The 23,040-nt window shown below is 68.7% G+C and carries 28 protein-coding genes; 17 read left to right on the forward strand and 11 right to left on the reverse strand.

The features are described from left to right. Complete coding sequence (locus ACIOTO_RS07025) at window positions 1-648, reverse strand: response regulator (RefSeq protein WP_400857198.1); 648 nt, start codon at window positions 646-648, stop codon at window positions 1-3. After that, window positions 645-1,841: a sensor histidine kinase gene (locus tag ACIOTO_RS07030; RefSeq protein WP_400857199.1), complete on the reverse strand. Its 1,197-nt coding sequence runs from the start codon at window positions 1,839-1,841 to the stop codon at window positions 645-647. The genes ACIOTO_RS07025 and ACIOTO_RS07030 overlap by 4 nt, the downstream gene beginning before the upstream one ends. A gap of 115 nt (window positions 1,842-1,956) precedes the next feature. Here ACIOTO_RS07030 and ACIOTO_RS07035 point away from each other — a divergent pair, with 115 nt between their 5' ends. After that, window positions 1,957-2,850 carry a GAP family protein gene (locus ACIOTO_RS07035; protein WP_400857201.1) on the forward strand — a complete coding sequence of 298 codons (894 nt, stop codon included), beginning with the start codon at window positions 1,957-1,959 and terminating at the stop codon, window positions 2,848-2,850. A 56-nt stretch (window positions 2,851-2,906) separates the two neighbouring features. Next, window positions 2,907-3,602, forward strand: a complete 696-nt coding sequence (gene nucS, locus ACIOTO_RS07040) for an endonuclease NucS (protein ID WP_029264137.1) — start codon at window positions 2,907-2,909, stop codon at window positions 3,600-3,602. A gap of 28 nt (window positions 3,603-3,630) precedes the next feature. On the opposite strand, the gene ACIOTO_RS07045 is transcribed toward nucS, so the two are convergent. After that, on the reverse strand, window positions 3,631-3,963 hold the full coding sequence (locus ACIOTO_RS07045; protein ID WP_372467811.1) for a response regulator: 333 nt from the start codon (window positions 3,961-3,963) through the stop codon (window positions 3,631-3,633). Between the two features lie 143 nt (window positions 3,964-4,106). Between ACIOTO_RS07045 and ACIOTO_RS07050 the strand changes: the two genes are divergently transcribed. Continuing rightward, window positions 4,107-4,772: an HAD hydrolase-like protein gene (locus ACIOTO_RS07050; protein WP_400857203.1), complete on the forward strand. Its 666-nt coding sequence runs from the start codon at window positions 4,107-4,109 to the stop codon at window positions 4,770-4,772. Between the two features lie 135 nt (window positions 4,773-4,907). Here ACIOTO_RS07050 and ACIOTO_RS07055 read toward each other — a convergent pair whose 3' ends face one another. After that, complete coding sequence (locus tag ACIOTO_RS07055; protein ID WP_017203899.1) at window positions 4,908-5,114, reverse strand: cold-shock protein; 207 nt, start codon at window positions 5,112-5,114, stop codon at window positions 4,908-4,910. A 569-nt stretch (window positions 5,115-5,683) separates the two neighbouring features. Here ACIOTO_RS07055 and ACIOTO_RS07060 point away from each other — a divergent pair. The 3 genes from ACIOTO_RS07060 to ACIOTO_RS07070 are packed head-to-tail and all read left to right on the forward strand — an operon-like array spanning window position 5,684 to window position 9,391. After that, the gene (locus ACIOTO_RS07060; protein WP_400857204.1) at window positions 5,684-6,508 is read left to right on the forward strand and encodes a shikimate 5-dehydrogenase; all 825 of its coding nucleotides are present in this window, start codon (window positions 5,684-5,686) and stop codon (window positions 6,506-6,508) included. A 32-nt stretch (window positions 6,509-6,540) separates the two neighbouring features. Beyond that, window positions 6,541-8,379, forward strand: coding sequence for a substrate-binding domain-containing protein (locus ACIOTO_RS07065; protein ID WP_400857206.1), 1,839 nt, complete (start codon window positions 6,541-6,543; stop codon window positions 8,377-8,379). Between the two features lie 7 nt (window positions 8,380-8,386). Beyond that, window positions 8,387-9,391, forward strand: a complete 1,005-nt coding sequence (locus tag ACIOTO_RS07070) for a hypothetical protein (RefSeq protein ID WP_400857207.1) — start codon at window positions 8,387-8,389, stop codon at window positions 9,389-9,391. Here ACIOTO_RS07070 and ACIOTO_RS07075 read toward each other — a convergent pair. After that, the gene (locus ACIOTO_RS07075; protein ID WP_400857208.1) at window positions 9,369-9,851 is read right to left on the reverse strand and encodes an SRPBCC family protein; all 483 of its coding nucleotides are present in this window, start codon (window positions 9,849-9,851) and stop codon (window positions 9,369-9,371) included. The genes ACIOTO_RS07070 and ACIOTO_RS07075 overlap by 23 nt on opposite strands. 154 nt (window positions 9,852-10,005) lie before the next feature. Between ACIOTO_RS07075 and ACIOTO_RS07080 the strand changes: the two genes are divergently transcribed. The 5 genes from ACIOTO_RS07080 to ACIOTO_RS07100 all read left to right on the forward strand — a co-directional run bounded on the left by ACIOTO_RS07080 (window position 10,006) and on the right by ACIOTO_RS07100 (window position 15,544). Continuing rightward, a complete protein-coding gene (locus ACIOTO_RS07080; RefSeq protein WP_400857209.1) occupies window positions 10,006-11,322 on the forward strand; it encodes a cytochrome P450 in 1,317 nt (438 codons plus the stop codon). Window positions 11,323-11,410: 88 nt separating this feature from the next. Next, entirely contained in the window at window positions 11,411-12,595 is a 1,185-nt protein-coding gene (locus ACIOTO_RS07085) for an alcohol dehydrogenase catalytic domain-containing protein (RefSeq protein WP_029264145.1), read from the forward strand. A 315-nt stretch (window positions 12,596-12,910) separates the two neighbouring features. Beyond that, window positions 12,911-14,236, forward strand: coding sequence for a hypothetical protein (locus ACIOTO_RS07090; RefSeq protein ID WP_400857211.1), 1,326 nt, complete (start codon window positions 12,911-12,913; stop codon window positions 14,234-14,236). 85 nt (window positions 14,237-14,321) lie between these two features. Next, complete coding sequence (locus ACIOTO_RS07095) at window positions 14,322-14,567, forward strand: hypothetical protein (RefSeq protein WP_400857212.1); 246 nt, start codon at window positions 14,322-14,324, stop codon at window positions 14,565-14,567. Beyond that, a complete protein-coding gene (locus ACIOTO_RS07100) occupies window positions 14,564-15,544 on the forward strand; it encodes a Clp protease N-terminal domain-containing protein (RefSeq protein WP_400857213.1) in 981 nt (326 codons plus the stop codon). Before ACIOTO_RS07095 ends, ACIOTO_RS07100 begins: the two co-directional genes overlap by 4 nt. A 67-nt stretch (window positions 15,545-15,611) precedes the next feature. Here ACIOTO_RS07100 and ACIOTO_RS07105 read toward each other — a convergent pair whose 3' ends face one another. Continuing rightward, window positions 15,612-15,746 carry a hypothetical protein gene (locus ACIOTO_RS07105; RefSeq protein WP_017829963.1) on the reverse strand — a complete coding sequence of 45 codons (135 nt, stop codon included), beginning with the start codon at window positions 15,744-15,746 and terminating at the stop codon, window positions 15,612-15,614. A gap of 195 nt (window positions 15,747-15,941) precedes the next feature. Here ACIOTO_RS07105 and ACIOTO_RS07110 point away from each other — a divergent pair, with 195 nt between their 5' ends. Then, complete coding sequence (locus ACIOTO_RS07110) at window positions 15,942-17,093, forward strand: calcium:proton antiporter (protein WP_400857214.1); 1,152 nt, start codon at window positions 15,942-15,944, stop codon at window positions 17,091-17,093. 19 nt (window positions 17,094-17,112) lie between these two features. On the opposite strand, the gene ACIOTO_RS07115 is transcribed toward ACIOTO_RS07110, so the two are convergent. Both ACIOTO_RS07115 and ACIOTO_RS07120 read right to left on the reverse strand, forming a co-directional pair. Further along, on the reverse strand, window positions 17,113-17,907 hold the full coding sequence (locus tag ACIOTO_RS07115; RefSeq protein WP_029264150.1) for an ABC transporter permease: 795 nt from the start codon (window positions 17,905-17,907) through the stop codon (window positions 17,113-17,115). Then, the gene (locus ACIOTO_RS07120) at window positions 17,904-18,614 is read right to left on the reverse strand and encodes an ABC transporter ATP-binding protein (RefSeq protein ID WP_400857215.1); all 711 of its coding nucleotides are present in this window, start codon (window positions 18,612-18,614) and stop codon (window positions 17,904-17,906) included. The genes ACIOTO_RS07115 and ACIOTO_RS07120 overlap by 4 nt, the downstream gene beginning before the upstream one ends. Before the next feature lie 70 nt (window positions 18,615-18,684). On the opposite strand from ACIOTO_RS07120, the gene ACIOTO_RS07125 reads away from it, so the two are divergent. Beyond that, window positions 18,685-19,212 carry a helix-turn-helix domain-containing protein gene (locus ACIOTO_RS07125; RefSeq protein WP_029264152.1) on the forward strand — a complete coding sequence of 176 codons (528 nt, stop codon included), beginning with the start codon at window positions 18,685-18,687 and terminating at the stop codon, window positions 19,210-19,212. Here ACIOTO_RS07125 and ACIOTO_RS07130 read toward each other — a convergent pair. Beyond that, a complete protein-coding gene (locus ACIOTO_RS07130; protein WP_400857216.1) occupies window positions 19,196-19,462 on the reverse strand; it encodes an LPXTG cell wall anchor domain-containing protein in 267 nt (88 codons plus the stop codon). The two genes, ACIOTO_RS07125 and ACIOTO_RS07130, sit on opposite strands and share 17 nt — an antisense overlap. Before the next feature lie 104 nt (window positions 19,463-19,566). Here ACIOTO_RS07130 and ACIOTO_RS07135 point away from each other — a divergent pair, with 104 nt between their 5' ends. The 4 genes from ACIOTO_RS07135 (at window position 19,567) to ACIOTO_RS07150 (ending at window position 21,718) form a co-directional block, all read left to right on the forward strand. After that, window positions 19,567-20,067 (forward strand): MarR family winged helix-turn-helix transcriptional regulator, encoded by a 501-nt coding sequence (locus ACIOTO_RS07135; protein WP_372467797.1) that lies wholly within the window; start codon window positions 19,567-19,569, stop codon window positions 20,065-20,067. Continuing rightward, window positions 20,064-20,867, forward strand: coding sequence for an SDR family oxidoreductase (locus tag ACIOTO_RS07140; protein ID WP_400857217.1), 804 nt, complete (start codon window positions 20,064-20,066; stop codon window positions 20,865-20,867). Before ACIOTO_RS07135 ends, ACIOTO_RS07140 begins: the two co-directional genes overlap by 4 nt. A gap of 285 nt (window positions 20,868-21,152) precedes the next feature. Then, window positions 21,153-21,419, forward strand: a complete 267-nt coding sequence (locus ACIOTO_RS07145) for a hypothetical protein (protein ID WP_400857218.1) — start codon at window positions 21,153-21,155, stop codon at window positions 21,417-21,419. Further along, complete coding sequence (locus ACIOTO_RS07150) at window positions 21,416-21,718, forward strand: hypothetical protein (RefSeq protein ID WP_105711454.1); 303 nt, start codon at window positions 21,416-21,418, stop codon at window positions 21,716-21,718. The genes ACIOTO_RS07145 and ACIOTO_RS07150 overlap by 4 nt, the downstream gene beginning before the upstream one ends. Before the next feature lie 21 nt (window positions 21,719-21,739). Here the strand turns inward: ACIOTO_RS07150 and ACIOTO_RS07155 are convergent, their stop codons facing one another. Together ACIOTO_RS07155 and ACIOTO_RS07160 are read right to left on the reverse strand one after the other, a co-directional pair. Then, window positions 21,740-22,390, reverse strand: a complete 651-nt coding sequence (locus ACIOTO_RS07155; protein ID WP_400857219.1) for a hypothetical protein — start codon at window positions 22,388-22,390, stop codon at window positions 21,740-21,742. Between the two features lie 125 nt (window positions 22,391-22,515). Continuing rightward, the gene (locus ACIOTO_RS07160) at window positions 22,516-22,959 is read right to left on the reverse strand and encodes a helix-turn-helix domain-containing protein (RefSeq protein WP_105711457.1); all 444 of its coding nucleotides are present in this window, start codon (window positions 22,957-22,959) and stop codon (window positions 22,516-22,518) included. Window positions 22,960-23,040 lie beyond the last annotated feature (81 nt).

The following is a 23,040-nucleotide window of genomic DNA, read 5'->3' on the forward strand; positions in this document are numbered from 1 at the left end:
TCAGTCCTCGCGGCCGCGCACGATCGCGGCCGCGTGCGAGCGGCTGCGCGCGCCGAGCTTGGTCAGCACGTTCGACACGTGCGTCTTCACCGTGGGCACCGAGATGCGCAGCCGTGCCGCGAGCTGCGCATTCGACCACCCCTGCAGGATGCCGTCGAGGACCTCCCGTTCGCGAACGGTCAGATCGGTCCGCTCCGCCCTACTCGCTGCCGGTGACGGCGCCTCCACGCCCTGGACCACTGCGGCGAGCGCGCGACGCGTCACCCGAGGGTCGAGCGCGCCCTCTCCGGCAGCGACGGAGCGCACCGCCTGCACGAGCGCGGGCGCATCGACCGTCTTGAGGAGGAAGCCGACCGCACCCGCGCGTATCGCCCCGAGGACGAGCTCATCCTCATCGAAGCTGGTCAGCACGAGCACGTCGCCGAGTCCGCGCTCGACGATCTCCCGGGTGGCGGAGACGCCGTCTCTGCCGGGCATCCGCAGATCCATGAGCACCACGTCGGGTCGCAGCGCGGCCGCGTTGCGCACGGCGATGTCGCCGTCCGCCGCCTCGCCGACCACGGTGATCCCGTGCGCCTCGAGCATGATCCGCAACCCCGCCCTGATGGCGCCGTGATCGTCGGCGAGCAGCACGGTCGGTGCGCTCATACCCGCACCTCGAGCGGGAGCCGGCCCTCGACCGACCATCCGTCCGGGGCGGGGCCCGCCGTGAAGAATCCGCCGAGCGCTCCCACGCGCTCCCGCAGCATCTGCAGGCCCCAGCCTTCGCCTCCGTGCGCGGCCGCGGCGCTGGCCACACCTCCGCGGGACCGGACCCTCACCTGCACCTCGGCGTTCCGCTCCACGATCTCGATGTCGACCTCGGCGCCGCCCGCGTGGCGGATGCAATTCGTCAGGGCTTCCCGCACGATGCGGACCACGGCCTGTTCTGCGGCGGCTCCGAACTCGGGCACGTCCGGGGCGTCGAAGCCGACGACGAGCCCCGCACGCTCGGCATCGCGCACGATGCCGTCGAGATCGGCCCAGCGCGGTGTGGCCACGAGGGCGCCGTCGCCGCGGCGGAGCACCGAGATCATCGACCGCAGGGCTCCATGCGCATCCAGGCCCGCATCGCGCACCGCTTGGAGCGCTTCGCGGTCCTTCGTCTGGTCGGGCGTCGTGGAGAGGGCAGCCTCCGCTCGGATCGCCATCGCCATCACATGACCGGCCACCACGTCGTGCAGCTCGCGCGCCATCGCCTCGCGCTCGCGCTGCACGGCCTCGGCGCGGTCGCGCTCGGCGACGGCCGCGGCGTCCTCCGCGCGCTGACGGTGCAGCTCGGCCAGCTCGTGCGCCTGGGAGACGGCGACCGCCCACCAGTAGTCCGTGCCGAAGATCGCGCCGAACTGCACCCCGATGAGGAAGGCGACGGCGAAGGGCATGTCGGTGAAGAGCCAGGCGACGATGAAGAGGATGACCGTCGAGGCACTGAGGAGCACCAGCAGAGTGCGACGACGTCGTGGGCCGGCGAGGAACACCGCGGTCCACAGCACGTCGAGCAGCACGAAGAGCGTCCCGATGCCGCCGACCGTGAGGAGGTCGGCGACGAAGAGGATCGTCACGATGCCGAGCACGGTCATCGGCAGGCGTCGCTTGACGAGCGCGAGCGCACAGGCCGGAAGCGCGAAGGCGAGCGCCCACCACGGCGACACCGGCCCCGACAGGAGGGAGAACGAGCCCCAGACACCGCGGAATCCGAGCGCGGCCATCACGACGGCGAGGAGCGCCATCCCGGCGGGGTCCGCCCACCCGCGGTGCCGGCGATACCAGGCACCGATGCCGCCGTCGACCTGCTCGTGCATGACCTCATGCAACCACGGCACGGCTGGGGTCGCATCCGTCGAAGGGATGAGGAGCGCACGACGAACGGTACTTTCGCCCGATCCGCCGCCGCCCCGCCCCGGCGACAGTGGAGCCATGGAACTCTTCGGCGGGCTCCCGCTCCCCCTCTCCCTCGCGCTGCTGGCGCTGATCGACGGGCTCAGCGTCGGCACACTCCTCATCCCGGTCTTCCTCCTGCTGCACCCCGGGCGGGTGCGCCCAGGACGCATCCTCCTCTACCTCGTGACGATCGCGGCCTTCTACCTCGCCGTCGGCCTCCTCTTCCTGTGGGGGCTGGTGAACCTCGTCGATGTCGCGTCGGACTTCCTCGCGTCACCGACCGGCCTGGTCGTCCGCCTCCTCGTCGGAGCCGCGCTCCTGATCACCGCGTTCGTGATGCCGACCGGCGACAAGCAGTCGAAAGGCGCCTCGGACGCGGCGGGGACTCCGTCCGTCGCGGCTGCGCCCCAGGTCTCTCCATGGACGGGGATGCCCGGGCGCGACACCCCTGCGCCGGCGACGCTGACACCACCTCCGCCCTCCCCTGCCGCAGACCAGGCCGGAGCGACGGCGGCTCCCCGCCCCGGCCGCATCACACGCTGGCGTGAGCGCCTGCTCGATCCGCGTACCCGTGGCACCGCCGTCATGGCCGTCGCGATCGCCGCCGGGGTGGTGGAAGTCGCCACGATGCTCCCGTACATCGTCGCGATGACGATGCTCGCGGATGCCGCCGTCGACACCCCGCTGCGTGTGCTCGCACTCGCGGGCTACTGCGCCCTGATGATCCTGCCGGCGATCGTCCTGCTCGTCCTGCGCATCGTCGCCGCTCCCCTCGTTCAGCGCCCGCTGGAGCGCTTCGCGGCGTGGATGGAGCGCACCGGCGCGGAGAACACCGCCTGGATCATCGGCATCATCGGGTTCCTCATCGCCCGCTCCGCGGCCACTGAACTCGGACTCTTCGACGCACTCGGCGGCTTTCTCGGCAACTGATCGCCACGCAGCCCGACGCGGCGACCAGAAGGACTTCGACGAAGTAGGCTCGACGGGTGCGTCTCGTCATCGCCCGCTGCTCGGTCGACTACACCGGTCGGCTCAATGCCCATCTCCCGCTCGCCACGCGTCTGCTCGTGCACAAGGGAGACGGGAGTCTGCTCGTGCACTCCGACGGCGGCAGCTACAAGCCGCTGAACTGGATGAGCCCGCCGTGCTCGCTGTCGAGCGAGGAACCGGGTGAGGAGGAGGCGAGCGCCGGCGTCGTCGAGGTCTGGCGCGTCACCCACAAGAAGACCGGCGATGCGCTGCGGGTGCAGATCTACGAGATCATCCACGACACCTCCCACGAGCTGGGCCTCGATCCGGGACTCCAGAAGGACGGCGTCGAGGCCGACCTGCAGCGGCTGCTCGCCGAGCAGGTGGAGCGCATCTCCGAGGGCGCGACCCTCGTGCGCCGCGAGTATCCGACGGCCATCGGCCCGGTCGACCTGCTGGTGCGCGATGCCGACGGCGCCGCGATCGCGGTGGAGATCAAGCGCCGCGGCGACATCGACGGCGTCGAGCAGCTGACCCGCTACCTCGAGCTTCTCGGCCGCGACCCACACCTCTCCCCCGTGCAGGGTGTCTTCGCGGCACAGGAGATCAAGCCCCAGGCCCGTGTGCTCGCCGAGGACCGCGGCATCCGCTGCCTGGTGCTCGACTACGACGACATGAAGGGCATCGAGTCGGGCATCCCCCGCCTGTTCTGAGCCTCTGCCGTCTGACCCCCGGCACGGATCAGCGAGCCGCCATCAGCCGCGGCGTCGGTCCCTCCAGCCGCGCGACCGCGATCTTCACCTCGGTCATCTCGAGCTCGACAAGACGGAGCCGCTGATCGACCCGGTCGAACCGTTCATCGATCCGCTCGAACCGTTCATCGATCCGCTCGAACCGTTCATCGACCCGTTCGAAGCGGCGGTCGATGCGATCGAACCGCAGTTCGAGCTTCACATCCTGCGCTTCGAAGCGCGCGTCCATCCGAGTGATCATCCAGCCGAACCCGCTGACGATCGCGACCAGAGTCGCCGCTGCTGTCGCCAGCATCGTGATGACTTCCACCGACACGTACATTCCCCCATTCTGACCTGCAACTCCGCTCTTGTCACGACCTTATATGAGGACATTGCGCTCTCACATAAGGTGTGAACAAGCCTTTTCGGAGCACAGCTGTGCAGGAGGAATGGCCCTCGCCGCCGGGCCCATAGGCTGGAGGCATGCCCCACTCCCCCTATTCCTGCGTGCTGTGGGACGTCGACGGCACGATCATCGATGCGTCCGTCGGCATCCTCCGCCGGCTGAACGTCGCCCTCACCCATTTCGGCCGGCCGGCGCCGACGCGTGAGGAACTGGTGCACTGGATCGGGCCGCCCATGTTCCAGTCGTTCCAGGACCAGGCGGGGATGACTCCCGAAGAGTCCCGCGAGGCGGTCACGTTCTACCGCACGCTCGGCAAAGCCGACGGCTACACCACCGACGTGGCCACGTACCCCGGCGTCACGGACCTCATCCACGAACTGGCGGCGGCGGGCATCCCGCAGGCGACGGCCAGCTCGAAGCCGGAGCACCAGGTCGACGCACTCGTCGACCACTTCGGCCTCCGCCCGTCGTTCCTGACGACCGTCGGCGCCACACCCGATGAGGCGACGCTCGCCTCGAAGACCGACATCGTCGCCGAGGCGCTGCGCCGGCTCCGCGAGCTCGGTGCCGACACGTCACGACCGGTGCTCATCGGCGACCGGCACCACGATGTCGAGGGCGGCAAGGCCAACGGCGTCCCTGTGATCTTCGTCGGATGGGGCTTCAGCGACTCGCACGAGGGCGACGAGGCCGAGTTCCGCGTGACGAGCGTCGCCGACCTGCGCGCGCTCCTGATCGACTGACGCCGTCACGAAGGGCGCGCGCACGCGACAGGCGCCGCGCCGGCACATCGGAGCGACCCATCAGAAGCACAGAACTCCCCGCCGGATGACGCCATCATGGCGCTCCGGTCGGGGAGTACGTGTTCCCGGCCCGTCTCAGACGGGGCGGATGTTCTCTGCCTGCAGGCCCTTCGGACCCTGTGCCACATCGAACTCGACTCGCTGGTTCTCTTCGAGAGACCGGTAGCCGGATGACTGGATGGCGGAGTAGTGCGCGAAGACGTCAGCGCCTCCGTCGTCGGGGGAGATGAAGCCGAAGCCCTTCTCCGAGTTGAACCACTTGACCGTGCCCTGGGTGCTCATGTACTGCCTGTTCTGCTGATGAAGAAGCCGACGCAGGGGTGCCCCGACATCGCTAACGCTAGTGGAGGAGCCCCCGAGCGGAATAGCCGCTGCAAGAAGGTAATCCAAATGTTGCACGAGCGGCACACGGCCGTCATCCGGCGGATTCCCGGGGCGCGCGAGCGCACGACGCCCAGAAAATGGTGTGGCCCTCACCGCGGGGGGAGCGATGAGGGCCGAAGACGACCGGAGGGTGCGTCAAGAACAGCCTAACTCCTTTTCGGAGCGCTTGTCCCCCTTTTGGGGGACAAATCCGAAAATCAGTGCGCGGAGGGCGATAGCGACCCCCTCGAGCGGTCCATTGGGGACTGAACCACTCGAGGGGGCCCAATCGCATGCACGGATCGTCTTGCCCCTGGGGTGGGCCGTTCGTCTCCTGGGGAGAGACGAAGACGATCAATCCCCGTGTGCATGCACCTTCACCATAGGGGAGGACGCACCGTCTCGTCACGGACCTCGTCCTGGTGAGATCGACCGAGGTCGGCCGCTGCTCTCCCGGCGTCGAGCCGACGCGGAGGTAGCCTGATGCGGTGACGCTGCTCAACAAGGACATGACGCTCTGCATCTCGCTGTCGGCGCGGCCGAGCAACAACGGGACGCGCTTCCACAACCACCTCTACGAGGCGCTCGGACTCAACTGGATCTACAAGGCCTTCGCTCCGACCGACCTCGCCCAGGCCATCGCCGGCGTGCGCGGACTCGGCATCCGCGGCTGCGCGATCTCCATGCCGTACAAAGAAGACGTGATCGCGCTGGTCGACCGGATGGACCCCTCGGCGACCGCGATCGATTCGGTCAACACGATCGTGAACGATGCGGGCGTGCTCACGGCGTACAACACCGACTACTCCGCGATCGCGCAGCTGATCGCGCGCAACGAGCTGGATCCTGCTGCCTCCGTGTTGCTGCGGGGCTCGGGCGGCATGGCCAAGGCGACCGCAGCCGCCTTCCGCGACGCCGGCTTCGCGGATGTCACCATCGTCGCCCGGAACGAATCGAACGGGCGCGCGCTGTCCGACCTGTATGGATTCCGCTGGCGAGCGGACGCGTCCGATTCGACGGCGGACATCCTCGTCAACGTCACCCCGATCGGCATGGCCAGCGGTTCGGAGGAGCACGCCCTGTCGTTCTCGGAGGCGGCGATCGCTGCGGCATCCGTCGTCTTCGACGTCGTCGCGCTGCCCGCGGAGACACCCCTGATCATCGCGGGTCGCGCCGCCGGCAAGACCCTGATCACCGGTGCCGAAGTCGCGACCCTGCAGGCGCTCGAGCAGTTCGTGCTCTACACCGGAATCCGTCCGAGCGCGGCGCAGGTGCAGGCGGCCGAGGAGTTCATGCGCGCCGGAACCGCGTGATCGGGAGCCCGATACATCGGTACCCTTGGCGCATGAGCGCGCCTCGCACCGCACGAAGGACCACCATCCGCCGCACACCTGCCGCCCTGGCCACGGCGGCGATCGTCGCACTGGTGCTGGCAGCCTGCACGGGTGGGGGAGAAGAGCCCACCCCCGACGGCAGCCAGGGCTTTCCCGACGACGGCTGCACGCACATCACCGTGGCGACCTCGTCGGAGAAGGTCAACATGCTCGACGAGCTGGCGGCCGCGTTCAAGGACTCCCCGGAGCACGAGAAGCTCGACACCTGCGCCACCGTGCGGCCCACGAACGTCTCGTCCGGCAACGCCGCCCGCTACCTGACATCCGGCGAGGACTGGCCGAGCGACGACCGCGCACTGTGGCCCACCCTGTGGTCGCCCGCCTCCACCGTCTGGACCGACCGCGTCGCTGCTGCCGCCTCGCAGAACCTCGTCGGCACGCCCGCATCCTTCACCCGCACCCCCGTCGTGTTCGGCATGCCCGAGCCGATGGCCAAGGCGCTCGGTTGGCCGGACAAGCCGATCAGCATCACCGACCTCGAAGGCCTGTGCCAGGACCCCGACGGCTGGGGGAGCGTGGGCAAGGACATCTGGGGCGCCTTCAAGATCTCGAAGACGAACCCGAACACCTCGACCACCGGGCTGTCGACCATCCTGATGCAGTCGTACGAGGCGTCGGGCAAGGCGGAGGGGCTGACCTCGGCCGATGTGGATGCCGCGGCCGACTTCTCCCGCGTGTTCGAGGAGTGCGTGATCCACTACGGCGACACCACGGGCAACGTGCTGTCGACCCTGTACGACGAGACGCAGAACGGCGCCAACGGCTCGGCCTACGTCTCGGCGGTCGCGCTCGAGGAGACCTCGCTGCTCAACTACAACAAGGGCAACCCCGACTCGCACACCGTGCAGCCGGGAGAGACCCTGGTCCCGCCGAAGACCAAGCTGGTCGCGGTGTACCCCGCGGGCGGTTCGATGTGGTCGGACAACCCCGTCACCGTGCTCGGCGCCGACTGGGTGACGCCCGAGCAGCGCACGGCAGGTGAGGCGTTCGCCACGTTCCTGCAGACCGAGGCCGCGCAGACGATCCTTCCCGAGTACGGTTTCCGTCCGCTCGACGAGTCGGTCCCCCTGGGCGACCTGTTCACGGCGAACTTCGGCGTCGACCCCGCACAGCCCGCCGTGACGCTGCCGAAGCCGGAGGTCGATGTGATCTCCACCGCGATCGACCAGTGGACGCAGGTTCGCAAGCCCTCCTCGGTGCTGGAGCTCATCGACATCTCCGGCTCGATGGACGAGCCGATCGGCGACGGCCGCTCCCGGCTCGACGGGGCGATCCAGGGCGCACAGACGACGCTCGACCATTTCCGTTCCACCGACGAGGTCGGCGTCTGGGCGTTCACCACCGGCGTCTCGTCCGACGAGGGCGAGAACATCGAGGTGCTCCGCGGTGTCACCCCGCTGGGCGCCGACGGCGAGAAGCTCGACTCCTCCCTCGACGACCTCCGTTACGCCGAGCGCAACGGCACACCACTGTACGACGCGGTGCTCACGGCTTACGAGGCCATGAGCGAGCGGGCAGAGCCCGGACGGATCAACGCGATCGTGGTGCTCTCGGACGGTGAGGACACGGACTCCACGACTTCGCTCGACTCGCTGATCGCGAAGATCGGCAAGAGCACGAAGGAGGGCGGCACCGACGCCCCGGTGCGGATCTTCCCGATCGCCTACAGCGCGGCGGCTGACACCTCGGTGCTGCAGCGGATCGCCGACGCCACCGGGGGCCAGATGTTCGACGCGTCGGACGCCGAGCGCATCGACCTCGTCTTCGCCTCCGTGATCAACAACTTCTGAGGTGGGAATGATCAGCTCCACGGCATCCGACCCGAGCGGGGTCACCGACGCGATCGCCGCCCTGCAGTCCGGCGACGTTTACGTCGCCCCCGGCGTGCAGGGGCAGTCGGCGATGACCGATGCCCTGTCGGCCGCCGTGCCGGGGGACCGGACGATCGCCGTCGTGGTGCTGCCGGAGGATGCCGACCTGGGCACCGTCTACCCGCTGGAACTGCTCGACCGGCTCAGCGAGCGAGTGCCGCAGACGACCGTCGTGCTCGCCGTGGGCGACGACCTGCAGGCGGGCTCCACCGTGATCGACAGCAACGACGTGCTGCGGATCGCCAACGAGAACGAGGCAGCGGCAGGCGGTAACACCCAGACCGCTCTCGTCGAGACCGTGCAGCAGATCGTCGAGGAGAATCCGTCCTCCCCGGGCCTGGAAGCCGGGGGAGGGACCGACTGGTTGCTGCCCGTCGTGATCAGCGGCGCCGTCCTGCTCGCGGCCGGCGGCACGGCGATCGGACTGCTCGCCCGTCGCCGACGCACGCCGAAGACCGCGGCGGATCCGGTTCCTCCCGGCGTCCGCCTGCGGGTGAACCGGCTGCGCGAGTTGCGGGTCGACTACGCGAACCTGCCGAACAGCCCGGTGGCCGCGGAGACGGCCGCGGGCATCGACGCGCTCGCCTCCCACGTCGAGCAGCTCTTCGTGCGACTCGACGCCAAGGCGGAGACCGACCAGGTCGCTCTGGCCGAGGCGGAGTACTCCGACAAACTCGCCCGTCTCGTCGCCGCGCTGGAACGCGACTATCTGCTCGACCTGCTCACGCGGCCCGACCTGTGGGACGCACCGGAGGAGCGCGTCGCCGAGGTGCGCGACGCACTGGCGGCCGTCACGACGCAGATCGTCGACAACATCAAGCAGGTCAACGCCCGAAAGGGCCTGCTGTTCCAGGTGTCGCTCGACTCGCTCATCGGCCGCTCGGAGCTGCGCGACTGGGAGCGGCAGTTCAAGAAGAACTCGGGGGAGTGACCTCGCCCGACGCCCGGCCGTCGCCTCCCGCTCGGCCCTCGGCGAGGTAGGCGAGCCGGTGCAGCGTCTCGGCGTTGCGCCAGCGCAGCATCGGCGTCGTGAGGAAGCGGGGGATGAGTGTCGCCGGCCCCTTCACGGGTTCCTCGTCGATGCGCACCTGACAGCCCGACGCCGTCGTGCGCGCGCGCAGAGTGACCTTGGCCTCGCCCATCGGCCAGCCCCGGGCGATGAGCACCATCCGGTGCGGCGGCTCCCACTCCCGCACCTCGGTCCTGTCGTCGAGCAGCGCCGGCCACACGCCGAAGGAGTGGTGCAACTGCGCGCCGACCGCCGGCCAGGAGGCATCGACGTCGCGCATCCGCGAGGCACCGACCACCCATCCGGGATACAGCCAGCCGTCCGCGAGCACCCGGAACACGTCATCCGTCGTGCAGGCCAGGTCACGAGTGTTCGTCGCCATGGTTCCTCCGTCCGTGTTCATCGTGCCCGCCAGGGCTCGGCTGCAGAACCCGCTTGACACGGGGCCGATGAGGCGAATAGCACAATCGACTCGTGAACGCGCCCCCCTGGAGCGATCCCGCAGACCCTGTCACGGTCGAGACATGTTCCAGAGAATGACCTCACGCGTGGGCCGCGCCGTCGAAGCGGTCATCCACGACGACTCCCCGTCACTGCTCACCCGCGGCTACGACTTCGGCGAGCGCATCTGGCGTCGCGCCCGACCGGGATCGCGTTCCGCACCGATGCGCCTGCTCGGCCACGAAGCGGTGCTGGTGCGCGGCGCCGAGGGCGTCGACCTGTTCTACGACGAGAGTCGCATCGCCCGGGCGGGTGCCATGCCCGGCATCGTGCGCGAGACGCTGTTCGGGCACGGCTCGGTCCACAGCCTCGACGGGGCGGAGCACCGCCACCGCAAGGCGACCTTCGTCGAGGCCGCCTACGAGGACGCGCAGGCCGAGCGCCTGATCCCGTGGTTGGAACGGGAGTGGCGGTCCGAGCGCGACGACTGGCTCGAGGGCGGCACCCGCAGCGCCTATGACGCCGCGGTGGGCGCCTTCGGGCGGGCGATCATGGGCTGGGCCGGGCTTCCCGGGACCCCGGCAGCGAAGACCCGCTGGGCCGCACGGCTCGCGCAGATCGTGGACGGCTTCGGCGCGCCGTACTCTCCCGCCTACCTCGCCGCCGTGGCGAATCGGCTGTGGTCGGATCGGCACGCCATGCGCCTCATCGAGGCCGTGCGCGACGGATCCCTCCATGCCCAGGAAGGCACGGCGCTCGCACTGTGGGCGTCGCACCGCGGCCCTGACGGTGAACTCCTCACGGCCCGCCTCGCCGGCGTCGAGCTGCAGAACAGCATCCGTCCCATGATCGCGGCCGCGAGATTCGTCGCGTTCGCGGCCGAGGAGCTGCATGATCGGCCGGAGTGGAGGGCCCGCATCGCCGCGGAAGCCGAGGAGCGCGATGCACTGGTCGGCGGAGAGCTCGCGACCATGTTCGCGCAGGAGGTGCGACGCACCGGACTGTTCGTCCCGATGCTGCCGGGGCGAGCGACCACCGACATCGAGATCGGTGACGTGCAGGTTCCCGCCGGCGGGCGCGTGGTGCTCGACATCCTCGGCACGAATACCGACGAGCAGTCCTGGGCGCATGCGCACCGCTTCGCGCCGGAGCGGTTCACCGACGTCACGGACTACGAGGCGGTGCGGACGTTCATCCCGCAGGGAGGGGCGGAGGTCGCGACCGGGCATCGCTGCCCGGGCGAGAAGCTCGTCATCGCCGGGCTCTCGGGGGCGATCGCCGTGCTGAGCGATCCGCGGTTGCGGATCCTCGACGGCGGACTCGACGTGAATCGGCGTCGCCTTCCGACCATGCCGTCGTCCGGCGGGCGAGTGCGAGCCGCGGGGGCGGCGAGGGGCTGCCCGTTCCATTGAACCCCTGCATGCCGAGCTGTCAACCCGGTTCAGGTGGCGCCGTCGAGCGACGAGCGTGGTCCGACACGCATCGACGAACGGAGACATCATGAAAGCACTGACCTGGCAGGGCAAGCGCACGGTGACGGTCGAGGAAGTGCCCGATCCCGTCATCCAGGAGCCGGAGGATGCCATCATCCGCATCACGTCCTCCGCGATCTGCGGCTCCGATCTGCACCTGTATGAACTGCTCGGACCCTTCATCGACCGCGGCGACATCCTCGGACACGAGCCGATGGGAGTCGTCGTCGAGGTCGGTGCGGGAGTCACGAAGCTCGCGGTCGGCGACCGTGTGGTGATCCCGTTCAACATCGCATGCGGCGAGTGCTTCCTCTGCCGACGCGGATTCCAGTCGCAGTGCGAGACGACGCAGGTACGGGAGTACGGAAGCGGCGCGGCACTGTTCGGCTACACCAAGCTCTACGGCCAGGTGCCCGGCGGACAGGCCGAGTATCTGCGGGTGCCGCTCGCCGACTACAACCACATCCCCGTCGCGCCCGATCTGCCCGACGAGCGTTACCTCTTCCTCAGCGACATCCTTCCGACCGCCTGGCAGGGCGTCGAGTACGCGCAGGTGCCCGAGGGCGGGACGCTCGCGGTGATGGGCCTCGGCCCCGTCGGGCAGTTCGTCGCCCGCGTCGGACGCCACCGCGGCTACCGGGTGCTGGCGGTCGACCCGGTGCCCGAGCGGCGGACGATGGCCGAGCGCCACGGGATCGAGACGTTCGACCTGACCGACAGCATCGTCGACGAGCTACGGGACCTCACGGAGGGGCGCGGCGCCGACTCGGTCGTGGATGCCGTGGGGCTCGAGGCGCACGGCAGCACGGGAGTCGACTTCCTCCAGAAAGCCGTCGGTCTGCTGCCGGACCCCGCCGCGCGCCAGGTGCTCGACAAGGCCGGAGTCGATCGGCTCGCCGCCGTCTACGCCTCGATCGATGTGGTGCGCCGCGGCGGCACGGTATCGCTCAGCGGCGTGTACGCGGGAGACGCCGACATCATGCCGATGAAGACCCTCTTCGACAAGCAGATCACCCTGCGGATGGGGCAGTGCAACGTGAAGAACTGGGTCGACGAGCTCGTTCCCCTCGTGGAGGACCCCGCCGACCCGCTGGGAGTCATGGATCTGACCACCCATCACGCGCCGCTCGACGATGCACCCGACCTCTACCGCACGTTCCAGAAGAAGGAGGACGGCTGCATCAAGGTCGTGCTGCACCCGTCCACCGTGTGAAAGACGCCGGGGACCTCAGGCTCGACTGCCGGGGTCCCCGTCGTCGTGGTTCGCCTCGTCCACGTCGGCCCGGCGCGTACCGATACCGGGTTCGTCGTTGTGGGTCGACTCGTCCGGGACCGACGAGCGCGACTCGGGGTCGACACGCACCGCCTCCACAGCCCCGGAGTCGGCGCCGGCGCCCCCCCGCCGGCACGTCGTCGGCGGGCGGAGTCTCCGTTCCCGCGTTCGGCGAGGTGCGCGGCGATGCTGTCGCGGGCGGCAGCTGGCAGGTCTGCGTGCTCGTGGGCAGGTGGCTGATCAGGATTCGACATCGTGGTCTCCTCTCTCGGAACGACCACGATCCGCCGCTTCCGGCCGCCGCACACGCCCATTGACAGCGGTGCCGGCGCTGGCGTATCGCTCTCCACTTCCAGGTTCGGCATCTATAATGTTAGGCGGTGTTGTCGATACGCCGTCTCGAACACCGACAGGGGGAGAATCATGGCCGAACGAACCACGCCGGCGGGCGCACCTGCCTCCAGAAGACTCAGGCGTGGGTGGATCGCACTCATCGTGGTGGTCATGCTCGTGGTTGTCGTCGCGGCCGTCGTGTGGTTCGGTGTCAAGAAGCTCCCCGGCACGCACTACGCAGAGCTCGACGAAACCGATCAGCGCATGTTCACTTCTTTGAGCTCTCTCTACGAGCAGTTCCAGGCCGACCCCGCAGCGATCTGGTCGGCCGATTACCGTTTCGACGAGCAACCTCTGACGTTGATCCGCCGCGACGAGGTGGGGGGAGTCATCTGGCACTATGCGTACCTCGTCAACATGTCGGATGTGATCGACACCGCGGGAATGCAGAAGGTCGACCTTCCCGACGGCTCATTACCGGACGACGTGCGCGTGACCAAGACCCTCGGGACAGCCTCATTGCCGTTCTGGGCACCTTTCAATTTCACCATCGAGACGCTCGGGGAGACTCCCGTGCTGACCTTCAAGTATTCGGCCGACATCCTGGACGGAGCCGGCGACCCATCCCTCGAATTCGGCACTTTCCTGCTCCATGAAGCCTTCCACGTGGGCACGCAGCAGGAATGGACGTACGACCGCGGGGCGGAGGGCGACCGCATCTTCGACTACCCGACGTCATCCGAGCAGTTGGCGCTGCTGCGCACCGAGTTCGCGATCCTCGACTCCGCCACTGGTGTCACAGACCCTGCCCGCATGGAGATCGCCGCCCATGACCTCGCGCAGATCCGCATCGCGCGTTATGAGAAGTGGCCGGAATTGCGCGTGCAGGACAACACCGAGGCGATCGAAGGCACGGCGAGATATGTCGAACGACGCATGTCCGACCTCACGCATGGCGATATCAACATCCTCACGACGGAGTCCGGCGGGACCGCGACTTTCGTGTCTGTTCTGGACTACATCGAGGAAACCGAGCAGTTCGAGATCCTGGAACGCGACATCGCCTACGAAACAGGTGCCCAACTGGGCTACATGCTCGACGTGATCGAGCCGACCTGGAAGCAGAAGATCGAACCCGCGCCGGCTGGTGAGGGCTTGACGCCGTTCCAGACGCTCCAGCGCCGTGTCTCCGTCGAAACCGCGCCCACGCCGCAGGAGATTCTCGAGATCCAGTCTCGGTACCCATGATCATCAGCCGAGGGACACTTCACGTCGTGCCGATCTAAGCAACCCGGGTTGACATTCGCTCGTCAAGCAACGTAGGTTGACAGACATGGAATCCCTCGATGTCGCACAGGTCGCCGCGGACACGACCGACCCGCGCGCGGGACTGCGGGCGGTCGCCTCGCTGCGCACCCTCGCCGATGTCCTCGAACTGCGCCAGGTCGAAGCCGGATTGCGCTCCGGCATGAGCTGGCAGGCCATCGCCGATGCCCTGGGCGTCACGAGACAGGCGGTGCACAAGAAGCACTCGAAGCGGATCGACCCCACCATCACCGTCCCTCGGAGGAACTCATGAGCCGGCTCACGCACGCCGCCGCCACGATGCACACCCTCTCGCTCGCAGCGATGGAAGAGGCTTCGCGCTTCGGCGTCCGCGACACCGACATCGATCACCTCCTCCTCGCGCTGACGATCGATTCCGAGACCGGCGGCCAGACCCTCCGCGCAATGGGGGTCAGCCTGGAGGCGGCGCGCGCGGCCGTCGCGGCGCAGCACGCGTCTCAACTCGGGCTCGTGGGCATCGCCACCGATCCGGACAGTCCGGGTCGCATCGTCTTCCACGAGACCAGCGGCTATGAATGGACGGATCGCGCGATCACGGTGCTGAAAGACGCGTCGAGCGGCGAGCGGCGCGGTGACTCGGCAGCCGTGCTCCGTGCTCTGGTCGACGAGCCGAGCGGGCTCATCGACCAGATCCTGAGACGACTCGACGCCGATCCCGACACTCTGCGAACCCGGCTGGACGAGGTGCAGCGGCTTCGCCTCATCGCCCCCTCCCCGGCGGGCGATCAGAACCTCTCCGGTTCCCGCTCGGTCTTCGTGCCTGCGCCGATCGAGGATGTGTGGGCGCTGCTGTCCGCTCCCGCCCGCATCCCCGAGTGGGACCAGGGCATCGCCGCGGTCGATGCGGACGACGAGACGAGCGGGTCATGGGAGGCGGAGACCGCGACGACCCTGCCCGACGGCAAGCCGATGCAGGTCAAGGATGAGTTCCGGCGCCAGCGCGTGCACCTCGCCCAGCGCGAGGAGCCGACGAGCATCCAGTGGCTCTTCACCCACCCCGATGCAGCGCGCTCGAATCCGCGGTCGGTGGCGTTCGCGCTCGAACATGCCGCCGGCGGAATGCAACTCCGCGTGACTCTGACATGGCTGACCCCTCCGAGCCGCGGCGGCCGACGCATCGTCCGCGTACTGATGAAGCCGCTCTTTCGCTTCGTGCTCTTCATCCAGCTCACGCAGCTCGAAAGCGGCATCATTCGCGTCTTCCGCTGACGCCCGAACGCCGGCGGCGCATCACCCGCACCGGGGACGATGCGCCGCCGGCCGGGCCGGAATCCCGTCAGCCCTTCGCGCCCTTGCGGGGCTTGATGAACTCGGCTGGTGCGTTCTTCTCCCGCTTCGCAGCTCGCTTCTCCTTGAGCGAGAGCTGCGGCGCCTTCTTGCTGTCGCGACCCTGGATGGACTTTCCGGACATGGTTACTCGCTTCCCCTTCGGTGGCTGGCGTAACCTCCGACCATAGCCAGCGCCCAGCGGAAGTCAAATTTCCTCCTGATCGGGAAATTTTTGCTAAGCTTGTGGAGTCAGAAAGTGCGTTGACACAACGCTGCGACCGGGACGACCCGCTCGTGGTCATCAGTCGGGGACGCCCCACCTCGAAGGAGTCCGGCGATGTCACGCACGGAGCTTAAGCAGTTGATCGGCGTCACGGATATCGTCCGAGTCGCCCTGGGATGGGGCGCTTTCGCGGCTCTCCTCCTCCTCCACCCGGTGCTGGCGCCGCCTGTGCCGGGACCGGTCCTCGTGATCGCTCTCCTCGGGATCATCGCCGTGATCCTCGTCTGCGCATTCGGCGTGGTGAAGCAGGCCGAGGCCCTCGCACATCGACTCGGCGACCCCTACGGCTCCCTCGTCCTGACGCTCTCGATCGTGCTGATCGAGGTCATCCTGATCTCGGCCGTCATGCTCGGACCGGGCGAGCATGCAACCATCGCCCGCGACTCGGTCATGGCCGTCGCGATGATCATCATGAACCTCGTGATCGGTCTGGCACTCCTCCTCGGCGGGCTCCGCCACCGCGGCATGGCCCACAACCGCACCGGCACCTCGGCCTACCTGTCGATGCTGGTGGTGCTGGTCGCCCTCGCGTTCGGACTCCCTGCGCTCATCGGGACGGACGGTTCGTACACGACGGGGCAGGAGATCCCCGTCATCGTGCTCACCCTCGTGCTGTACGCGTTCTTCCTCTACCGGCAGATGGGCGCACAGGCGAGCGACTTCACCGAGGTCGACCCGCGACTGCGGCAGAGCGCCGCGCGTCAGGAGAAGGCGGAGGCGACCGGCGGGATCCGGCAGGTGCTGGCCGAGCACCGCACGGAGGTCCTCGTCCGCCTCGCGCTGCTGGTGGTCACCGTCATCCCGATCGTGCTCCTGTCGCACGACATGGCGGCGCTGCTCGACGACGGTCTGGGCCGACTCGGCGCTCCGGTCGCTCTCGCCGGCGTGGTCATCGCGGGCATCGTGTTCCTGCCGGAGTCGATCACCGCGGTGCGCGCCGCTCTCGGTGGCGAAGCCCAGCGCGTGAACAACCTCGGCCTCGGAGCACTGGTGTCGACGGTGGGCCTCACCATCCCCGCGGTGCTCATCATCGGGATGCTCACCGGTCAGACGGTGGTCCTGGCGGAGTCTCCGGCCAACCTGCTGATGCTCGGCGTCACGCTGCTCCTCTCGGTCACGACGTTCGCGGCGAAGCGGGTGACCGCGATGCACGGAGCCGCGCACCTGGTGACGTTCGCGGTCTACGTGATCGTCCTGTTCAGCTGAGGCGTGCGGCGGGGCATACTCAGGCGATGTCCCGCCGCAGCGGCACCGCCAGGGCGACCAGAGCGCCCACGGCCGTGTATCCGAGCAGGATGAGCGCGCCGAGCATCGGCGACACCAGCGGGGCGGCGGCGAGCGGCGTCTGTTCGGAGATCGCATCGGTCAGGAACGTGAAGCGCGTGAGCGACGCCGTCGCGCCGCCGGGCAGGTACGAGTAGAGGGCGTTGACTCCGGGGACGATCATGATCACGTTCTCGAGGAAGTAGAAGTACCCGAGCACGATGCCGATGGCGACGATCTGGTTGCGTGCGAGCGCACCGATCGCCACCCCCAGCAGCACGTACACCGCCGAGGCGACCGCCAGCTTGCCGAGAGACAGGAGCAGGTCATCGACGCCGATCGCGAGAGGGACACCGCGCACAGCCGCGGCCGACACGAGGACGAGCCCCGTCGTGAGCGAGGACAGCACCCCGTAGACGAGGCCGACCAGCGCGAACACCACGAGCTTCGCGCCCAGCACCCGCCCGCGGCGCGGAACGGCCAAGAAGGTCGTCCCGATGGTGCGATGCCGATACTCGCCGGTCACGGCCACCGTGCCGATCAGCGCCGGGATGAACAGGGTGACGGTGGAGAGGCCGAGGATCAGGCCCGCACCCTCGGCGGTGTCGATGCCCGGCATGGGCGGGTTGGCGTTCTCCGGCCCGACGATCGCGAGCACCCCGGAGAGGAAGGCGGCGACCACGACGGCCGTGACCGCTGTCCACAGCAGCAACCGGGTCGAGGTGACGCGGATCAGCTCTCCGCGCAGCACGCTCACGCCGCCACCTCCTGGGTGATCTGCAGGAAGGCCGCCTCGAGCGACTCGCGTCCGGAGATCGTCTCGACGAGCGTCCCGGACCAGCGGACGCGGCCCCGGTCGAGCACCACGACGTCGTCGACCGTGTGCTCGAGCTCGTTCAGCACGTGCGAGGACAGCAGAACCGTCCCCCCGGCGTCGGCGAAGTCGCGGAGGAAGGAGCGGAGCCAGGCGATCCCCGCGGGGTCGAGTCCATTGAGCGGCTCATCGAGCACGAGGATCTCGGGCTCTCCGAGGAGGGCGGTCGCCAGCCCGAGGCGCTGGCGCATCCCGGTCGAGAACGTCCCGATGCGTCGGTCGGCGTACTCGAGAGCGCCGACTTCGGCGAGAGCCTGCTCGACACGCGTCTTCGGCAGCCGACTGAGAGCGGCGTACGTGCGCAGGTGCGCGCGGGCGGTCATCCTCGGGTTCGCGCCGGCGATGTCGATCAGCGCACCCACCGTGCGCGCGGGCGCGTGCAGCGCTCGGTAGGGGACGCCGTCGATGAGCGCGGACCCGGCATCGGGGCGGGCCAGTCCGAGCAGCACCCGCAGTGTCGTCGACTTGCCCGCGCCGTTCGCACCGAGAAGACCCGTGATGCGACCTTTCTCGGCGGCGAAGTCGGCGTCGCACACCGCCTCGACCGTGCCGTAGCGCTTGGTCACACCCGTGACCTCGATGGCTGCCATATCTGATCCCTCCCCGTAAACTGACTACAGAACGAGAACATTATCACAGTGATAATAATGGAGGCGTCCCGTGACCCCAGAGACTTCGATCGCCGACGTCATCCTGCACCCCGTACGCATCCGCATCGTCCAGCAGCTCGGCGGACGCGACCTGACGACCGCCGAGCTCCGCGACGCGATCCCCGACGTGTCGCAGCCCACGCTCTACCGGCATGTCGCCGCCCTCATCGACGCCGGCGTCCTCGCCGTGGCGAAAGAGCGGAAAGTGCGGGGCACGACCGAGCGCACGCTCACCCTCGGCGACCGTATGGCGCACGTGCCGGAGGCCGAGCTGCAGGCGATGAGCGACCTGCAGCTCCGTTCCGCATTCCTCACGTTTCTCGGCGATCTCGCCGGCCGATTCGACCGCTTCGCCGACCAGGAGGCTCCGGGCGCGCGTGGCTTCCTCGGCTTCGGCTCCGTCCCGCTCTATGTGGACGAGGCCGCGCTGGAGCAACTGCAAGCCGGACTGGCCACGCTGATCGCTCCCTACACGACAGAGCAGGGCGAGGGGCGGCGCCGGGTCGGCCTCAGCATGATCGTCATTCCTGAGGACTGACCCCCCGACCGACCAGATCGTCCCGTCGCCGGCGGATCAGGACAGCTCCCGCCAAGAGGAGGAGTGCTCCGAGCGCGGCGTACAACGACGCGGAGGACCCGTCCAGCCCGGTCGCCGGCATCGCGCCGCCGTCACCGCCGCCGCCATCCGGAGTCGGACCCGGAGGCAGCACCGGGTACACGTTCGTGATCGCGGCGACCTGAGAGGTCGGCGGTTCGGCTCCCTCGCTCGCGGGCGTGGTGATCGTCACGCTGATCACACCGTCATTCGGGAGCACCAGGGAAGGTCGCCCGCCACTCCCGGATGCGCGGCATCAACAGTTGCCTCACGCAACTGAGCTGATATTGTCGAACTGTGGCGATCGACAGAGAGATCGAGAGCATCCGTGACTCGCTCGTGCGGGTGGTGGCCGAATGGAGCCGCAACGACCTGCAGGCTTCGGTCGCCGCGGAGCTCGACGCCCCTCTGGATGCCACCGAGGTCCGCGCGCTGTACACGGTCGGTGCGGGCGGGGGCTCCCTCGGATTCAGCGAGCTCGCCGAACGAGCGTCTCTGTCACGCCCGACCGCTTCGAAGCTCGTCTCCCGCATGTCCGCCCAGGGGCTTTTCGATCGAATCCGCTCCGGGCGCACGGTCGTGGTCCGGCTGACGGATGACGGCATCGAATCATATGCGCGACTCGTGGCCGCTGGGCAGCAGATGGTGGGAGAGGCCCTCGCGGGCTGGACTCCGCACGAGATCGCGGACTTCCAGACCAGCCTCAGTCGTTTCGTCGTCGCGCTGCCGGGAGCGTCCCGAGCGACGGTCTCCCCCGTTCCACCCGACACCGTCCCATCAACTCAGGAGGAAACATGACACGCACCTACGTCATCACGGGCGCCGCATCCGGCATCGGCGCCGCCACTGCTCAGCTGCTCCGCGCGCAGGGCCACACCGTCATCGGCGTCGACCTCGCCGGCGTCGAGGTCTCCGGCGACCTGTCGACCCCCGACGGCCGCCGGGCGGCGGCGGAAGCGGCCATCACGACTGCCGGCGGCATGATCGACGCGGTGATCGCGTGTGCCGGCATCGCCGCGCCGATCTCGAAGACGATGGCCATCAACTACTTCGGCGTGACCGAGTTCCTGGAAGCGCTTCAGCCGACGTTGAGCCTGGCGGACCAGCCGCGCGCCGCCGTGGTCTCGTCGATGGCCTCGCTGCAGCCGGTATCGGCCGAACTCGTCGACGCCGCGCTGAGCGGCGACGAGGCGCTGGCGCTATCGATCGGCGACCAGCTCGCGACCACCCCGGAGGCCGGATTCCTGAACTACTCGTCGAGCAAGCGGGCCCTGTCACGCTGGGTCCGCCGCGAATCCGTGACACCGGCATGGGCCGGCGCCGGGATTCCGCTGAACGCCGTCGCCCCCGGCACCGTCACCACGCCGATGACGGCAGGGCTGCTCGGGAACCCGGAGGGTCTGGCGCAGGTCGACGCCGCGGTGCCGATGCCGCTCAACTACCACCAGCCAGCGTCGTCCATCGCCGAACTGCTGGTGTGGCTGACGAGCCCGGCCAACACCCACATGGCCGGCCAGACCATCTATTGCGACGGGGGCGCCGACGCGGTGCTCCGCGGCGATGACATCTGGTCGTGGAACGACGCCCCTCGCCGCTGACGCGCAGGGGATGACCGGGCCCGATCCGCAGCGGATCGGGCCCTTTCGCATTTCATCGTCTCCGTTATTTTGAATGACTCAAAATAACGTGATACGGTCGGAGGGAACCGGACGGCCAGATCGTCCTTCCCGCGTCGACATCCGACAGTCTTCGGGAAGGCCCCTGGCCGCAGGACCGCGCGCCGTCCACCGGGGCACCTCGCCCCAGGGCTATTCGGCGTGCCCGCGCACGAGACCGAGTGCACCCGCATTCGACGGCGTCCGGTGAGACGAGAGGAACCACTGATGGAGGAGACCCGAACCGGCTGGAAGCCGAACCCGGTGTTCAGTTCAATGCCGCACTCGATGGGCCGCGGCTCACGCGAAGACATCGTGTGGGAGGCGCTCGAACGCGTGAACGGCAAGCCGACGCCCACGATGGGCGCGATGCAGGCCGCCATGGGAAACGAGTCGCAGATCCGCATCGTCCAGGACACGATCCGCGCCTATGTCGACGCGCACGGCCTCCGCGATCTCGCCGAGCTGGGCGCCCGTGCCGGGGGTGCCGCGTGAAGGCCCGGCCGGCGCAGGCGGACCTGACCCTGCGCATCCGCCCGACGGACCTGTGCCGCACGCCGCCGAAGAGCCCGGCTGCCGATCAGTTCGTCGCGCACCTCTGCTCGACCGGGCTCGGCAGCGTCTCCTACATCGTCGGTCGACGTGATCCCGAGGCGCCCCAATGGATCGTCCTCGACTACGCCACCGGCGGTCACGAGCGAGTGTGGCGCCGGACGCGAGCGCACGGAGACGGCGTGCTGTCGTACACCCTCGTCGAGGACGACTCCTCGAGCGGGTACCTCACTGTCGCCTGACGAACGGGCCGCCGGCCGGGTTCAGGACGCGACCGATCCCCCGAACACGACCACTGACCCGGCCCGCGACTTGGCGGCCCGGAGCGCCACCGCGCCCAGCGCTCCGGTGGCGAGGATGCGCGCCAAGGTCAGCACGTTCGAGACGAGGATCATCGCGCCTTGGTCGGTCACACTGCCGGACAGGAAGGCGCCCTGGAGCAGCGACCCGAAGACCACGGCGGCGAGCGCAATCGCCGGAATGAACCTCCAGGGTTTCGGCAGCGGACTGCGGAGGACTCCGGCGACGATCGCACCGCTCAGCCCCAGCTCGACGAGAGCGTTCAGGTAGAGCGGTGCCGCCGAGGCGATTCCGAATGAAGCGGTCAGCGCTGGCGGAGCCACGGGGAGCCAGACGGCGAGGAGGAAGAGCGAGATGATCGCTGCCCTCGGCAGGCGGAGGGTGTCGTCGTGGCGCGCAGCTCCGACGCCGGCGGCGACGAGCGCGAGACTGAAGGTCAGTGTCACCGCGGTCGAGACCCCGCTGAGAGCACCCAGGTCAAGTGAACCCGGAAGACTGCGGAACGCGGCCAGCAGGGCCGAGGCGATGAACAGCGCTCCGGATGCCAGCCACCATGGCGACCACCGCGACGGTGCGTCGTCGACCCCGATCACCGGGGAATCAGGTCCACTCATCGTTCACCGCTTCATCGTCCAGGGGCAGGTCCTGCGTTCCACCCTGTCAGAAACCGCAGAGCAGCGCCCTAAAGCCCGGACCCAGGGTCCTACCGGGCCGACTTCGTCGCGAAGGCAGGACGCACTCACCTCACGACGCGGGTGTTCCCACTGGTCAGCGGCGCACCGTCGGCGCCGAGGGGCGCAGATGCGACCACCCGCTCACCCGCCGCATCGACGAGAGTTGAATGAGCTTCCCCGGCAGCGAAGGCATGGCGCTCTCCCCAACCCCGCAGGGCGAGGATCACCGGGAAGAGCTCCTCTCCGGCAGCGGTCAGTTCATAGTGCTTCCGCTTGGCCGGGGGAGCATCGACCTGCTCGACGAGCCCGTACGCGGCGAGGCGGCGGAGCCTGTCGGCGAGGATGTTGCGCGCGATCCCCGTGCGCTGCTGGAAGTCGGTGAACGTGCGGGCGCCGTCCATGGCATCGCGGATGATCAGCATGCTCCAGCGGTCGCCGACCAGGTCGACGGTGCGCGCGACGGGACAGGTCGGATCGGTCCACTGCGGACGATCGGGGGCATCGCTCATGAGATCTCCAAGAGTTGCAATCTGCAACCATTATGCCCTACGGTCACTTTGGTAGCAATTTGAAACCAAAGGACTGATGTG

Origin of the sequence: Microbacterium sp. NPDC087592 (genome assembly GCF_044743585.1) — a bacterium.
In the GTDB taxonomy this organism is placed as follows: domain Bacteria; phylum Actinomycetota; class Actinomycetes; order Actinomycetales; family Microbacteriaceae; genus Microbacterium.

What these genes read in the sequence shown, in the direction of transcription:
- ACIOTO_RS07025 (WP_400857198.1), bottom strand. Translation starts at nt 648, where the DNA reads ATGAGCGCACCGACCGTGCTGCTCGCCGACGATCACGGCGCCATCAGG.
- ACIOTO_RS07030 (WP_400857199.1), bottom strand. Translation starts at nt 1,841, where the DNA reads ATGCACGAGCAGGTCGACGGCGGCATCGGTGCCTGGTATCGCCGGCAC.
- ACIOTO_RS07035 (WP_400857201.1), top strand. Translation starts at nt 1,957, where the DNA reads ATGGAACTCTTCGGCGGGCTCCCGCTCCCCCTCTCCCTCGCGCTGCTG.
- ACIOTO_RS07045 (WP_372467811.1), bottom strand. Translation starts at nt 3,963, where the DNA reads ATGTACGTGTCGGTGGAAGTCATCACGATGCTGGCGACAGCAGCGGCG.
- ACIOTO_RS07050 (WP_400857203.1), top strand. Translation starts at nt 4,107, where the DNA reads ATGCCCCACTCCCCCTATTCCTGCGTGCTGTGGGACGTCGACGGCACG.
- ACIOTO_RS07055 (WP_017203899.1), bottom strand. Translation starts at nt 5,114, where the DNA reads ATGAGCACCCAGGGCACGGTCAAGTGGTTCAACTCGGAGAAGGGCTTC.
- ACIOTO_RS07065 (WP_400857206.1), top strand. Translation starts at nt 6,541, where the DNA reads ATGAGCGCGCCTCGCACCGCACGAAGGACCACCATCCGCCGCACACCT.
- ACIOTO_RS07070 (WP_400857207.1), top strand. Translation starts at nt 8,387, where the DNA reads ATGATCAGCTCCACGGCATCCGACCCGAGCGGGGTCACCGACGCGATC.
- ACIOTO_RS07075 (WP_400857208.1), bottom strand. Translation starts at nt 9,851, where the DNA reads ATGGCGACGAACACTCGTGACCTGGCCTGCACGACGGATGACGTGTTC.
- ACIOTO_RS07080 (WP_400857209.1), top strand. Translation starts at nt 10,006, where the DNA reads ATGACCTCACGCGTGGGCCGCGCCGTCGAAGCGGTCATCCACGACGAC.
- ACIOTO_RS07085 (WP_029264145.1), top strand. Translation starts at nt 11,411, where the DNA reads ATGAAAGCACTGACCTGGCAGGGCAAGCGCACGGTGACGGTCGAGGAA.
- ACIOTO_RS07095 (WP_400857212.1), top strand. Translation starts at nt 14,322, where the DNA reads ATGGAATCCCTCGATGTCGCACAGGTCGCCGCGGACACGACCGACCCG.
- ACIOTO_RS07100 (WP_400857213.1), top strand. Translation starts at nt 14,564, where the DNA reads ATGAGCCGGCTCACGCACGCCGCCGCCACGATGCACACCCTCTCGCTC.
- ACIOTO_RS07105 (WP_017829963.1), bottom strand. Translation starts at nt 15,746, where the DNA reads ATGTCCGGAAAGTCCATCCAGGGTCGCGACAGCAAGAAGGCGCCGCAG.
- ACIOTO_RS07110 (WP_400857214.1), top strand. Translation starts at nt 15,942, where the DNA reads ATGTCACGCACGGAGCTTAAGCAGTTGATCGGCGTCACGGATATCGTC.
- ACIOTO_RS07120 (WP_400857215.1), bottom strand. Translation starts at nt 18,614, where the DNA reads ATGGCAGCCATCGAGGTCACGGGTGTGACCAAGCGCTACGGCACGGTC.
- ACIOTO_RS07140 (WP_400857217.1), top strand. Translation starts at nt 20,064, where the DNA reads ATGACACGCACCTACGTCATCACGGGCGCCGCATCCGGCATCGGCGCC.
- ACIOTO_RS07145 (WP_400857218.1), top strand. Translation starts at nt 21,153, where the DNA reads ATGGAGGAGACCCGAACCGGCTGGAAGCCGAACCCGGTGTTCAGTTCA.
- ACIOTO_RS07155 (WP_400857219.1), bottom strand. Translation starts at nt 22,390, where the DNA reads ATGAGTGGACCTGATTCCCCGGTGATCGGGGTCGACGACGCACCGTCG.
- ACIOTO_RS07160 (WP_105711457.1), bottom strand. Translation starts at nt 22,959, where the DNA reads ATGAGCGATGCCCCCGATCGTCCGCAGTGGACCGATCCGACCTGTCCC.